This window comes from Methylomicrobium album BG8, from assembly GCF_000214275.2.
GTDB lineage: Bacteria > Pseudomonadota > Gammaproteobacteria > Methylococcales > Methylomonadaceae > Methylomicrobium > Methylomicrobium agile.
Genome location: NZ_CM001475.1, coordinates 3,835,760 through 3,848,852 on the forward strand (window position 1 = coordinate 3,835,760; position 13,093 = coordinate 3,848,852).

A 13,093-nucleotide genomic window follows, 5' to 3' on the forward strand; every position below is an offset into this window, starting at 1 on the left:
ATCCTAAACAAGTTACCGGATCAGGGGGGGTAATTCTCGCTTTCGGCGACAGCCTGACCTACGACACCGGCGCTTCACCCCGGCGCGATTATCCGAGCGTCTTGGCCGGACTGACGGCGCGGCAAGTGGTCAATGCTCGGGAGCCTTATGAACCTTGGCTTCAGGCAAACGATCAACGCTCACATCCCGGCACCATAACTGCGTAATCACCGGCCCGCTCATCGCCGGATCGGCGCTGGTCCAAAACCGGTCGGAGCCGGGCTCATTCGCCTCATTCAGCAAACCATGCGCTTCGAGACGCCGGCAAAGCTGGCGGGCGACCGCTTCGGACGAATCGATCACCGCGATATCCGGCCCGGCAATTTCCTGAATCGAGGCGCGGAGGAAAGGATAATGGGTGCAGCCGAGCACCAGCGTATCGGCGCCTCTGGCCAATAGCGGCGCCAGATAGCGTTCGAGCAGGCTATGCGTCTTTTCACCGGCCAGATCGCCCGCCTCGACCTGATCGACCAGCCCCGGGCAGGCTTGCGGCAGGATTTCGACTTCGGCACCGTAACGCTCGAACAGCTTGACGAAATTGTGGCTGGCCAGCGTCCGGCTGGTGGCGAGCACGCCGACCACGCCGGTTCGGGTTTGCGCGGCGGCCGGCTTGATTGCCGGTTCCATCGCCACGATCGGCAGCGTGAAACGAGTCCTCAGCGAGGCCACCGCCGCCCCGGTCGCGGTATTGCAGGCGACCACGATCGCTTTCGCGCCGCGGTCGAGTAAAAATCGGGTGATCGCGAACGACCGCTTTTCGATGAACGCCTGGGGCTTGTCGCCGTACGGCGCATGGCCGGAATCGGCGACATAAATCAGGTTTTCGGCGGGTAATTGACGCCGGATCTCGCTCAGCACCGACAGCCCGCCGACGCCGGAATCGAAGACGCCGACCGGATCGGCATTCGAACGCAAAACCGCCAAGATCCTATAAACCGAACAATTCGCGCATTTTCTGGCCCGGGCTGTCCGCGCGCATGAACGCTTCGCCGACCAGAAACGCATAAATGCCGTTATCGAGCATCAGCTTCACGTCGTCGGGCATATGGATGCCGCTTTCGGTAATCACTAGGCGGTCTTCGGGAATTTGCGCCTTCAAATCCAGCGTCGTCTGCAGCGTCGTTTCGAAGGTGCGCAGGTTCCGGTTGTTGATCCCGATCAGTTTGGTGTCGAGCTGCAGCGCGCGGTGCAGTTCCTCCTCGTTATGCACTTCGACCAGCACGTCCATGCCCAGCCTGGCGGCCAGTTCGGCCAGCTCGCGCATTTGGCCGTCTTCGAGCGCGGCGGCGATCAGCAGGATGCAGTCCGCGCCTAAAGCGCGCGCTTCATAGACCTGGTACGGGTCGATCATGAAGTCCTTGCGCAAGACCGGCAACGGGCAACGCTCGCGGACCAGTTGCAGGTACACCTCGGAGCCCTGGAAATACTCCTTGTCGGTCAGCACGGACAGGCAGGTCGCGCCGTTCATCGCGTAATCCTGACCGATCATGACCGGCTGGAAGTCTTCCCGGATCACGCCCTTGCTCGGCGAAGCCTTCTTGATTTCGGCGATGATCGCCGGTTTTTTCATCAGGACCCGGCCCAGCAGCGCCTGATAGAATCCGCGCGGTTTTTCGACGCTCTCGGCGAAACTTTCAAGGTCGACGATCGGCGTGCGCACCTTGCGGCGGCTGACTTCTTCGGCTTTGGTATCGAGGATTTTTTTCAGGATGTCGGGCGTATCGGTCATAGCGTCAATGGAGTGTTCATAGAGTTTGAATAAGCAATCAGGGCATCCAGCTTCGCGCGCGCGGCGCCGCTGGCGATCAGCGCATCGGCTCTGGCAATGCCGGCTTCGAGCGAAGAGGTAAGATTCGCCGCATAGATCGCGGCGCCGGCGTTCAGCACCACGATGTCGCGCGCGGGGCCGGGCCGGTTATCGAGCACGGCTTTCATCATTGCAAGGCTCGATTCGGCGTCGTCGATCGCCAGTTCCGCCAAACTTGCGCGCTGCAGGCCGAATTGCTCGGGCGTGACCGTATAGGTCGCGATAGCGCCGTCTTTCAGTTCGGCCACGTTCGTGGGTGCGGCGATGCTGATTTCATCGAGTCCGTCGTCCGCGTTCACGACCAGTACGTGTCGGCTGCCGAGTTTTCTCGATACTTTCGCCAAGGGCTCGACCCATTCCTTCGCAAACACGCCGATCAATTGGTGCGGCGCGCCGGCCGGGTTGGACAACGGACCGAGCAGATTGAACAAAGTCCTGACGCCCATTTCGCGGCGAGCGTTGCGGGTATGCTTCATCGCGCCGTGCAGTTTTTGCGCGAATAAAAAGCCGACGCCGAGCTGATCGACGCAATCGGCAACCTGCTCGGGGCTCAGATCCAGATTCACGCCGGCGGCCTCCAGCACGTCCGCACTGCCGGAACGGCTCGACACCGAACGGTTGCCGTGCTTGGCGACTTTCGCGCCCGCCGCCGCGACCACGAACGCACAGGTGGTCGAGATATTGAACGTGTTCGCGCCGTCGCCGCCGGTGCCGCAGGTATCGATCAGGTGCTCGCCGGTAACCGGCACCTGGCTTGCCAGTTCGCGCATCACTTCGGCCGCCGCGGCGATTTCGTCGACCGTCTCGCCTTTGCAGTGCAGCGCGATCAAAAAGCCGCCGATCTGCGCGTCGGTCGCATGTCCGCTCATGATCCGGAGCATTACCGCGCGCATTTCGTCATGCGTCAGGTTCTGTTTATCGAGCAGTTTTTGCAAGGCTTGTTGGATTTGCATCAGCGGGTTTGCTTAATGAGCCAGGCTCGTAGGGTATGCTGTGCATACCGTTTTCGATGTTATCCGGCGTACCGTCAAGGCATTCGGAATGGTACTACGCGCAGCGTACCCTACTTTTATCTTTCCAGGAAATTCCGCAACAGGTCATGCCCGTGCTCGGTCAGGATCGACTCGGGATGGAACTGCACGCCTTCGATATCGAGCGTTTTGTGGCGGACGCCCATGATTTCGTCGAGTTTGCCGGCTTCGTCCCGGGTCCAGGCGGTCACTTCGAGGCAATCGGGCAAGGTTGCTTGTTCGATCACCAGCGAATGGTAACGGGTCGCGGTGAACGGGTTCTTTAGCCCTTTGAACACGCCGACGTTGTGGTGGTAGACCTCGGAGGTCTTGCCGTGCATGATTGCTTTGGCGTGGATGATGTTGCCGCCGAACGCGTAGCCGATGCTTTGATGGCCGAGGCAAACGCCGAGGATCGGATAGCGGCCGGCGAATTTCATGATCGCTTCGACCGAAACGCCGGCTTCCCGCGGGGTACAGGGGCCCGGTGAAATGACGATCTTGTCGGGCGACAGGCGCTTGATGTCGTCGACCGTGACCTGGTCGTTGCGCACGACCGTTACGTCCGCGCCCAGCTCGCCGAAATATTGCACCAGGTTGTAGGTGAACGAATCGTAATTGTCGATCATCACCAGTTTGATTGCGCTCATGCTCCTTCTCCTTCGAGTCCGGCTTCGGCTAGGCCGACCGCACGGAAGATCGCACGGCCCTTGTTCATCGTTTCGTCCCATTCGTTGCGCGGGATCGAGTCGTAGACGATCCCGGCACCGACCTGGATGTGCAGCGTGTTGTCCTTGATCACCGCCGTGCGGATTGCGATCGCGGTGTCGAGGTTGCCGGACCAGGCGATATAGCCGACCGCGCCCGAGTAAACCCCGCGCTTGACCGGTTCCAGTTCGTCGATGATTTCCATCGCGCGGATTTTCGGCGCGCCGCTGACGGTACCGGCCGGAAAGGTCGCGGCAAGTACGTCGAACGCATTCTTGCCCGGTTTCAGCCGGCCGATCACGTTCGAGACGATATGCATCACGTGCGAATAACGTTCGACGATCATCTTGTCGGTCAACTGCACGCTGCCTATTTCGGCGACGCGGCCGGTATCGTTGCGGCCGAGGTCGATCAGCATCAGATGTTCGGCGATTTCTTTCGGATCGGCCAGCAGTTCCTTTTCGAGCGCCAGATCCAGTTCCTGGGTAGCGCCGCGGCGGCGAGTACCCGCGATCGGACGGACCGTCACGATGTTGTCTTCGAGGCGGACCAGGATTTCCGGCGACGAGCCGACGATATGGAAGTCGCCGAGGTTCAGGAAGAACATGTACGGCGACGGGTTCAGGCAGCGCAAGGCCCGGTACAGGTTCAACGGCGCGGCGGCATACGGGATCGACAGCCGCTGCGACAGCACCACCTGCATGATGTCGCCGTCGGTGATGTATTCCTTCGCCTTGCAGACCGCCTCCTCGAAACCCTGCTGGGTGAAACCGGAGACGAAATCGGATTCGTTGACCTTGCGAGGTGCCGTATGCCTGGCCGGCTTGGCCTGCACTTCGCGCAGCTTGATCGACCATTCATGCAGGCGCTGCTGCGCCCGCTCGTAAGCCCGGTCTTCGGCCGGGTCCGCATGCGTCAACAGCAGCAGTTTGCCGGACAGGTTATCGAACACCAGCATTTCCTCAGACACCATCAACACGATGTCCGGATTGCCGAGCGGATCGGGCTTGCCGTGACCGGCGAGGCGCGGTTCGATATACGAAATCGTCTCGTAGCCGAAATAGCCGACCAGACCGCCGTTGAAACGCGGCAGCTCGTCGATGTCGGGCACCTTGAAGCGCGCCTTGAATTGTTCGATCCAGAGCAGCGGATTATCGAGCACGGCCGTTTCGACGATCTCGCCGTTTTTTTCCAGGTTGATCCGGTTGCCGATCACCTTCACGATCGTTTTGCAGGGCAGCCCGATGATCGAATAGCGTCCCCACTGTTCGCCGCCATGCACCGATTCGAATAGATAGGAATAAGCGCCGTCGGCCAACTTCAGGTACGCGCTGAGTGGCGTATCCAGATCGGCCAGCACTTCCCGGCCGACCGGGATGCGGTTATAGCCCTGGCGGGCGTATTGATTGAATTGTTCCGGGGTCATTCTGTTTCTTCAAACTGCGCCTTGCGCAATGAGTAAACCCGTAGGTCGGGTTAGCGAAGCGTAACCCGACATTGGCAACACATCATGTTGGGTTACGCTTCGCTAACCCAACCTACGGAAACTAACAATTATTTACCGGCTTTCGCGAGCTCGGCACGCATGTCGTCGATGATCTTCTTGTAATCCGGTTTGCCGAAAATCGCGGAACCCGCGACAAAGGTGTCGGCGCCCGCTTCCTTGATGGCGCGGATGTTGGCGCCGTTGACGCCGCCATCGATTTCGAGGCGGATGTTCAAGCCGCTGTCGTCGATCTTCTTGCGCACTTCGCGCAGCTTGGGCAGCGCGGACGGAATGAACGACTGGCCGCCGAAACCCGGATTGACCGACATCAACAGGATCATGTCCAACTTGTCCATTACGTAGTCCAGATAATGCAGCGGCGTGCCCGGATTGAATACCAGACCCGCCTTGCAGCCGTTGTCCTTGATCAGTTGCAGGGTGCGGTCGATGTGCACGGACGCTTCCGGATGGAAGGTGATGATGCTGGCGCCGGCTTTCGCGAAATCGGGAATGATCCGGTCGACCGGCTCGATCATCAGGTGCACATCGATCGGGGCGGTCACGCCGTGTTTTCTGAGCGCCTCGCAAACCAGAGGGCCGATGGTCAGGTTCGGGACGAAATGGTTGTCCATCACGTCAAAATGCACAATGTCGGCCCCGGCGGCCAGAACGTTATCCACTTCCTCGCCCAATTTGGCGAAATTGGCGGACAGAATGGAAGGCGCGATCCAGTTTTCGTTCATTATCGTCTCCTCGCGGTTAATCTCGTTAAAACGATCCATTATAACTTTTTTTTTACGGCTAGGCTTCGATATACAATGACCGTTTGCAATGTGATGGAAAATTTCCACGATGAAACTGGTTACCTTTACGCACGCTCAATCCACCCGCGTCGGCGCCGTCGTTGACGATACCGTCGTCGACAGCCTCGGCAGTTCCGCCATTCCGCCGCGAATGCTCGATTTTCTGGCCTTGGGCAGCGAAGCACTCGCGGCAATGCAGGCGCTGATCGACAGCGGCAGCCACCGTATCCCGCTCCGGGACGTCAAGCTCGAAGCGCCGGTGCCAAGGCCCGGCAAATATCTCGCGATCAGCCTGAATTATGCGGACCATATCGCCGAAACCGGCAAGGACCGGCCCGAATATCCGAGCTTCTTCACTAAGCAAAGCACCTGCGTGATTGGAACCGGAGCGGCGATTCAGCGCCCGCGAGTATCGGACAAGCTCGATTACGAAGGCGAGCTGGCGTTCGTGATCGGCCGGCGCTGCCGCCATGTGCCGGTCGAAAAAGCCCGCGAAGTGATTGCGGGATTCACGATCGCGAACGACGTGTCGGTGCGCGATTGGCAGGCGCGCTCGCCGACGATGATGATCGGCAAGTCGTTCGATACGGCGGGGCCTTTGGGTCCGTGGATCGTCACTGCGGACGAAATCCCCGATCCCCACAACCTGGAGCTGAAAACCCGGGTCGACGAAGAGTTGCGGCAAAACGCGAATACCGGCGAGATGCTGTTCAACTGTTATGAAATGGTCGCCTATCTGTCCGAGGCGATGACGCTGGAGCCGGGCGACGTGATCAGTACCGGCACGCCGGCCGGCGTCGGCGTCAAAATGTACCCGCGCGGTTATTTGAAGCCGGGGCAAACGGTCAGAATCGAAATCGAAGGAATCGGGACGCTGGTCAACCCGGTCGTGATGGAGCCGTGAAGTTTCTTTTCTTGCTGGACGGTGCGCCCGCAGGCGCCGAGCCGCCCGGTTTGTGGGCTGCCGATTTATCAGCTTTTCTTCGCGGATAAGGGAACAGTACCGTCACCTTCAAACCGTCCAGTTCCGACACGCCGAGGCTGAATTCGGCGCCGTGAATCGCGACGATCCGCTGCGCGATCGAGAAGCCGAGCCCGGTACCCTGCGCGACGCTGGCGGTCTCGGCCAAGCGGTGGAAACGCTTGAGCGACTTTTCGTAGGCGTCCGGCTTGATGCCCGGCCCCGAATCCTCGACGCGCAATTCCACATGCTTTTCCTTATCGGTCAGATAAATCCGGATGCTGCCGTATTCGGGCGTATATTTGATCGCATTGTCGACGATATTGCGGATTAGGATATTGATCAAGGGCGGATTGCCGATGATTTCGGCGGAAGATTTCTCGATGAACTCGACGTCGATCGATTTTCTGTAGGCGTCGTGTTCCAGGTCCGTGATCACCTGGATAACCTCGGAAGCCAGTTTCACGCCGGTTTTTTCGAGGAATTCGGGACCGGAATCGATCCGCGAGAAGGTCAGCAACTGCTTGACCATATAGCTCATCCGGTTGACCGCCTGCTCTATCCTTTTCAAAGCCTGGCGCTGGATCTGCTCGTCCTGCGTTTTCAGCGCCACCTGCACCTGCGTCAGGAGCCCCGCCAGCGGCGTTCTCAGTTCGTGCGAAGCGTCGGCGGTAAAGCGGCGCTCATGCTCGAAGGCTCGCTCAAGCTGAGCGAAGAGACTATTCAGCGCATTCACCATCGGCACCAGTTCGTTCGGCAGGTTGTCGACCGACAAGGGCTTGAGGTAGCTGATTTCGCGCTGCGCCAGCGCTTTTTGCAATTGGTTCATCGGCGCCAGCGCATTGCCGATGATAAACCATACCACCAGCGCCAGCACGGGCATTCCGACCAGAAATTGGATAACCAACTGTTCGGAGATTTCGTCGGTCAATTGCTGGCGGATCGCCTCCTGCTGGCCGACATGGATCACATAATCGCCCGTCTTGTTCGACACGCTGAAGACATGCCACAGGCTACCCTCGCTTTGCACTTCGCTGAACCCCTGTTTGGCGACGGTAAGCGGAATCTGGGGCGCGCTCTCGGAGCGCAGCAGGAGCCCCTTATCTTTGGACCACAACTGAAAGGCGACTTTTCTTTCGTATTTCAGGCGAAGCGCACCGTCTTTCAGAGAATCGTTGAAAACATGCCATACCATTTCATCCTGTTCGGCTTCTTTCAGGCCGTCTTCCAGCAAGTCCGGCTTTTTGCCGGAGCCCAACAGCACGCCCTTTTCTTCGGACCAGAGCTGATAGGCCAGTTTTCTTTTATACGTTTCGGTAAAAGGGCTCTTTTCCCCTCCCCGCTCCAGCCGTCCCTGCTTCCAGTAATCGGGCAATGAACCGTCCAGCAGCAGGCTGTCCACAAAAGCCAGCAGGACTTTACCCGACTGGACCAGCTCCGCATCGAACAGTTTGGCAACCTCGTCGCGGGTCGCTTTATAGCTCGAGTAGGCGGTAACGCCCCAGACTACCATCGTCGCCGACAGCAACGATACCAGCAGGAGTTGCCGTAGGGAATAGTTCATCAGCCTTCTTCGGCGTCGATAATGTAGCCAACCCCCCTGACCGTCCGAATCAAGGAGGGATCGAGTTTCTTCCGGAGATAATGAATATGCACTTCGACCGTATTGCTTTCGATGTCGGAATCCCATGAATACAAACTTTCTTCGAGGCGCGCCCGGGAAACGACGCGGCCGATGTTGCCCATCAGAAAACTCAGGATTTCGAATTCTTTTTGCGAAAGGTCGACTCTTTCATTGTTATAAGTCACGATGTGGGCGGCAGGATCCAGCACCAGCCCTTTATGCTCGATGGTCGGCGTACTGCGGCCTTCGTGCCGTCTGGCCAGCGCGCGCAAGCGGGCGCAGACTTCGGTCAGGTCGAACGGTTTGATCACGAAGTCGTCCGCGCCGCTGTCGAGTCCCGACACTCTATCGGGAATCGTGTCGCGGGCGGTCAATACCATCACCGGCGTCTCGTCCTTGCGGCTGCGCAGATCGCGCAACAGGTCCATGCCGTCCATGTCCGGCAACCCCAAATCCAGCACGATCAACTCGTAAAGGTTATTTTTCAGCGCTTCTTCGGCAAGCTTGCCGGTAGTGAACCAGTCGACCGCATAGCCTTCCATTTTCAGGCCGGTCGCCAGTCCTTCTCCGAGGATCTCGTCATCCTCAACTAACAAAAGTCTCATGCAATTTCTCTATCTCATTGTATATAAAGCGCGCCATCTTAATTGCTGGCTCGCCAACCCGCCGGCTTACGGCTGCGGCGGCACATAACCTTCCGGCATCTCGTTGTTGCCTTCGAACAAAAACTTGTCCCGCTCCTGCGCCAAAAAAGCCTTGGCTTTCGGGTCGTAGCTCGCCAGACGGTATTCGTTGATCAGCATCGTCTGCTTGGCGATCCATTGCTGCCACGCCTGTTTCGATATATTTTCATAGATCTCCTGCCCTTTGGGACCCGGAAACGGCGGCTCGTCGAAGCCCTCCAGTTCCATTCCCAATTTTGCGCATTTAATCAGTCTTGCCATGTTTGTCCTCGTGGTTTTGATATTGTTTCAACAATAGGTTGATCGGTGCGGGCAGACCCAGCCTGGCAATCGCTTCAAGCGGATGCCAGATCGGCGATCCGGTTTCGCCGACACCGCCGGTGATGCCGTCGGTCAGAATCACCAGCGGCGTAAAATCCAGGTGAAAATGCGAAAAGGTATGACGCCGCCTGTCCATCGCATACCGCCCGACGACCGGTATATGGCGATCCAGGCACCAGCCTAGGGCCTGATCGGGATTCTCGAACTCGGGTAGACACCACAACCCGCCCCAAATTCCGGCCGGCGGGCGTTTTTCGAGAAAAACCTGCCGGTGCCTATCGGTGAGCAACAAAAAAGTCCGCTGTTTGACCGGCAAAGCCTTGGCCGGTTTGGGCGCTGGAAAATCGTTCACCCGTCCTGTCCCGAACGCCAGACAGTCTGCATTGACAGGACACGCGCCGCAGGAAGGGCGGCTGCGCGTACAGACCGTCGCACCCAGATCCATGATCGCTTGCGTATAATCCGCCGCCCGCTGTTCGGGAGTCAATGCCCGGCTGAGCTCCCATAAGCGCCGGTTCACTTTCGCTTCGCCGGGCCAGCCCGGTACGGCCCGGTAACGGGCCAGCACCCGCCGGACATTGCCGTCCAGAATCGGATGGCTGCGGCCGTAGGCGATGCTCATGATCGCGCCGGCGGTCGACAGGCCGATTCCGGGCAATTGCTGAAGTTCTTCCAGCGTATCGGGAAAGCTCCCCTGCCCGGCGATAATCAGCGCCGCCTTATGCAGATTGCGGGCCCGCGCATAGTAGCCCAAGCCGGACCAATGGCGTAATACCTCGTCAATGCTCGCATTCGCCAGCGCTTCGACGCTCGGGAATCGGTCCACGAACGCATTGAAATAGGGAATGACGGTAGCCACCTGAGTCTGCTGGAGCATCGTCTCGGAAATCCACACCCGATAGGGCGATTTGTCCTGCTGCCAGGGCAGATCTTTGCGGCCATGCCGATCGAACCAGGCAAGCACGCGCTCGTTAAACGTCGAATCGTTCACGCGGATCATCTGCAACTAGAACAATCGGTCCAGTAAATCGCCGACACCGGGGCCTAGCTTCTTATCCAGTTTATTTTTCAATTTGTCTATCTTATCCGTGTTTTTGTCGAGGAATTTCTCGATTTTGGCCTTGTTCTTCTCGGTGAGCAAGGCTTTCATATCCAGCCGATAGCGGGGGTCTTCCAGCGTTCCGGACATATTCACCACGATCGGCGTGCTGTGGAATTTTTCCGGTTCCGTCGCCGTCGTCGCCTGCGCCTTGACGAGGTGCGTGACGAAACGGTAATCCGCCAGCCCGGTATCGACATTCGTAAAACCGCTGCCGGTCATCCGGAACAAGGGCGCCTTAACCAGCAGATCGTCGCTCCGCAGGATGCTGTCGGCCAGCGAGCCCGAGCCCGATATCTCGGAAAACTTCAATCCGCCGCCGTAGCCTGCCGGCAGCGGCGCCTGATTGAGCAAACCGATGCCCTGATTGATGATTTTCAGGAATTTCACATCGCTGATCGCGCCATCCTTGAGCCCGAAGGCCAGCTTCCCTTTCAGTCCCTGTCTGATCTGTTTCAAATCCTTTCCTCGCCCCTGCAAAGCCGCCGAACCGGTCAGCACACCGCTCATACCGATTTTACTCCCGATAAGCTTAAGAATGGCTTCAATATCGGCTTGATCGATCTTTTCAGTCAAGGCCACCGCCGTATCGCCGCCTTTTGCATCGAGATCGACGCCGCCCGAATAGCGGCCCCCATAAAATCGGCCGATGCCTTGCCGGGTTTGGACGCTCCCTTCCCGCGCATTCAACTGCAAATGCAGGACGTCGGCGGCAATATCGTTCACTTTCAGGTGCTGCAAATGCAGCTCGCCTTGCGCATTGAGTTTCCTCAGCCGCTCCGCCGGCAGCTTCGCAAGCGCCGCTGCAATCGCCGCGGACGGGCTGACCAGCTTGTTTTTTTTCGCATCCGGCGGCAGATAGCGCCCGACATCGAGCGTATCGCCGGTCAAATTAAAACGGATCGACGGCGCCTTCCAGCCTTCGAGATGCGCCTCGCCTTGCAGCAGCGTATCGTCCAGGCGGCAGCGAAACGCATCGATAGCCAGCGTATCTTTCGCTGCGCGCAGGTTGAAGCCGGCCTGCAAGCGCGTAAACGCACGCGCATCCTGAAATTTCGGCACCGCGATGTCGAAGCGCCGCAACACTTCGCGCGGGTTGAACTCCGCCACTTCTATGCCGGCCTGGATGTCGGGATCGCTCCATAGATTGGCGCCGCTCAGGCTGGATTCGACGGACACGCCATTCGACTCGACATGCAGTTTGGGAGCCTGGAGTTTTTGCGCGTCTTTTTCGAAAATAATTTCCGGCGCGGTCAACCTGGCCGCCAGCGTTTTACCCGGCCGAGCCTTCGCCTCCCGAGTCAAGATCAACTCGGCGCCGGCGAGATTCACGGCAGCCGGATTCTGCCTGAGCATCGCGCGGCTGTGCAAAGCGATCCGGTTCCGATAGCCGGATTCCGGTTCCAAGATCGAGAAATTCAGCGCCACCTCGGTAAATTGATCCCAGTTGAAAGCCCCGACATCCAGATTGATCCCGTCGATCTCCATCCGTCTGCCGGCCTGCCGATCGTCCCAGACAATTTTCGAATCTTTCATCGAGGCGCCGCCGATCGTAAAGAGCCGCAGCCCCGCGTCCTTTTGAGACGGCGCTGTCGCCGCCGGAGGAGCCATGCCGGGAGAAGGAACGGCTGCATTCGCGCCGTTTTTGGGCTCTTCAAGACTCCAATTATTGAGGCCCGCCTCGGTACGGATCAGATGCAGCCGTAAACCTTGCAGGCCGACACGGTCGATTTCAACCCGCTTTTGCAATAGCAGCGGCAACAATTTGACCCGAGCTTCTCCCCGCTCGATGCTCAGAAAATCCGTTTCCGGAAACGCCTGACCGTTTTTGATCCGGACTCCCTCGATCGACAACCCCGGCGAAGGAAAAACCGACAACTGTAAATCGCCGCCAAATTCGACTTCGCGTCCGGTTTTTTCCCTCACCGCCTCGGCTATCAGAGGCTTGAACTGATTCGAATCGACAATAAACGGCAGGACCGCGATCGCGAGCAATAACGCCAATATGCCCAAAATCACGGCAAACACTTTCTGCGTTTCCCTCATAATTCTCACCTTGCGATAAAATGATGCCGTAAAGGCCGAATATGGAATATGATTAGCGCCTGATCGCTGCGTTCCGGACCGACCGGCCGCAGCCTAGCAAAATAACAACTCAAAAAGGTGAGACGATGTTATACCTCGCAAAATTCGCCGGCGTGGCAATTCTGGTCTGGTTTTATTTAACCGCGAAAGAAAGAGGGCAGCCGACGGTGCAATGGGCTGTAATAGGATTGGTCGGCTACTGGCTGACTTGGTGGCTGGTCAAACTGTCGGTGCTGCACCCGCTCGGCGACATGCTGACCAAAAGCCCGACCTCACTTTTTCTGGTAACTCAGATTCCGGCCATCGCCGGCATCATCGTAAGCATTTTCGTTCGCAAGAAGCTGATCGCGAATGCCTCGAAAGAATCGGCGCAGGGCAACGATAACTGATCCTGCGGCCCGTCCGCCAAGGGCGCATTACAGCGATGCAATGCGCCCGAAAACAACTGCCTTTATGACAGCCCTTCA

Annotated in this window: 13 protein-coding genes; 2 read left to right on the forward strand and 11 right to left on the reverse strand. The window is 58.4% G+C overall.

The window, feature by feature from the left end:
* Nucleotides 1-129: 129 nt before the first annotated feature.
* The 6 genes from murI to rpe all read right to left on the reverse strand — a co-directional run bounded on the left by murI (nt 130) and on the right by rpe (nt 5,793).
* Nucleotides 130-954: a glutamate racemase gene (gene murI, locus METAL_RS16680; protein WP_005374175.1), complete on the reverse strand. Its 825-nt coding sequence runs from the start codon at nt 952-954 to the stop codon at nt 130-132.
* A 13-nt stretch (nt 955-967) separates the two neighbouring features.
* The gene (gene trpC / locus METAL_RS16685; protein WP_005374177.1) at nt 968-1,768 is read right to left on the reverse strand and encodes an indole-3-glycerol phosphate synthase TrpC; all 801 of its coding nucleotides are present in this window, start codon (nt 1,766-1,768) and stop codon (nt 968-970) included.
* Nucleotides 1,765-2,799, reverse strand: coding sequence for an anthranilate phosphoribosyltransferase (trpD, locus tag METAL_RS16690; protein WP_005374180.1), 1,035 nt, complete (start codon nt 2,797-2,799; stop codon nt 1,765-1,767). The genes trpC and trpD overlap by 4 nt, the downstream gene beginning before the upstream one ends.
* Before the next feature lie 116 nt (nt 2,800-2,915).
* Complete coding sequence (locus METAL_RS16695) at nt 2,916-3,506, reverse strand: anthranilate synthase component II (RefSeq protein ID WP_005374182.1); 591 nt, start codon at nt 3,504-3,506, stop codon at nt 2,916-2,918.
* Entirely contained in the window at nt 3,503-4,990 is a 1,488-nt protein-coding gene (gene trpE / locus METAL_RS16700; protein WP_005374184.1) for an anthranilate synthase component I, read from the reverse strand. The genes METAL_RS16695 and trpE overlap by 4 nt, the downstream gene beginning before the upstream one ends.
* Nucleotides 4,991-5,118: 128 nt before the next feature.
* Nucleotides 5,119-5,793: a ribulose-phosphate 3-epimerase gene (gene rpe / locus METAL_RS16705; protein WP_005374186.1), complete on the reverse strand. Its 675-nt coding sequence runs from the start codon at nt 5,791-5,793 to the stop codon at nt 5,119-5,121.
* A 109-nt stretch (nt 5,794-5,902) separates the two neighbouring features.
* On the opposite strand from rpe, the gene METAL_RS16710 reads away from it, so the two are divergent.
* Nucleotides 5,903-6,757: a fumarylacetoacetate hydrolase family protein gene (locus METAL_RS16710; RefSeq protein ID WP_005374187.1), complete on the forward strand. Its 855-nt coding sequence runs from the start codon at nt 5,903-5,905 to the stop codon at nt 6,755-6,757.
* Here METAL_RS16710 and METAL_RS16715 read toward each other — a convergent pair.
* The 5 genes from METAL_RS16715 to METAL_RS16735 all read right to left on the reverse strand — a co-directional run bounded on the left by METAL_RS16715 (nt 6,732) and on the right by METAL_RS16735 (nt 12,587).
* On the reverse strand, nt 6,732-8,378 hold the full coding sequence (locus tag METAL_RS16715; RefSeq protein ID WP_005374188.1) for an ATP-binding protein: 1,647 nt from the start codon (nt 8,376-8,378) through the stop codon (nt 6,732-6,734). The two genes, METAL_RS16710 and METAL_RS16715, sit on opposite strands and share 26 nt — an antisense overlap.
* The gene (locus METAL_RS16720; RefSeq protein ID WP_005374189.1) at nt 8,378-9,043 is read right to left on the reverse strand and encodes a response regulator; all 666 of its coding nucleotides are present in this window, start codon (nt 9,041-9,043) and stop codon (nt 8,378-8,380) included. The genes METAL_RS16715 and METAL_RS16720 overlap by 1 nt, the downstream gene beginning before the upstream one ends.
* Before the next feature lie 66 nt (nt 9,044-9,109).
* Nucleotides 9,110-9,382: an oxidative damage protection protein gene (locus METAL_RS16725; RefSeq protein ID WP_005374190.1), complete on the reverse strand. Its 273-nt coding sequence runs from the start codon at nt 9,380-9,382 to the stop codon at nt 9,110-9,112.
* Nucleotides 9,366-10,442: an A/G-specific adenine glycosylase gene (mutY, locus tag METAL_RS16730; RefSeq protein ID WP_005374191.1), complete on the reverse strand. Its 1,077-nt coding sequence runs from the start codon at nt 10,440-10,442 to the stop codon at nt 9,366-9,368. The genes METAL_RS16725 and mutY overlap by 17 nt, the downstream gene beginning before the upstream one ends.
* Nucleotides 10,443-10,448: 6 nt before the next feature.
* Nucleotides 10,449-12,587, reverse strand: coding sequence for an AsmA family protein (locus METAL_RS16735; protein ID WP_005374192.1), 2,139 nt, complete (start codon nt 12,585-12,587; stop codon nt 10,449-10,451).
* Between the two features lie 125 nt (nt 12,588-12,712).
* Between METAL_RS16735 and METAL_RS16740 the strand changes: the two genes are divergently transcribed.
* Nucleotides 12,713-13,015, forward strand: coding sequence for a hypothetical protein (locus METAL_RS16740; protein ID WP_005374193.1), 303 nt, complete (start codon nt 12,713-12,715; stop codon nt 13,013-13,015).
* Nucleotides 13,016-13,093: the final 78 nt, after the last annotated feature.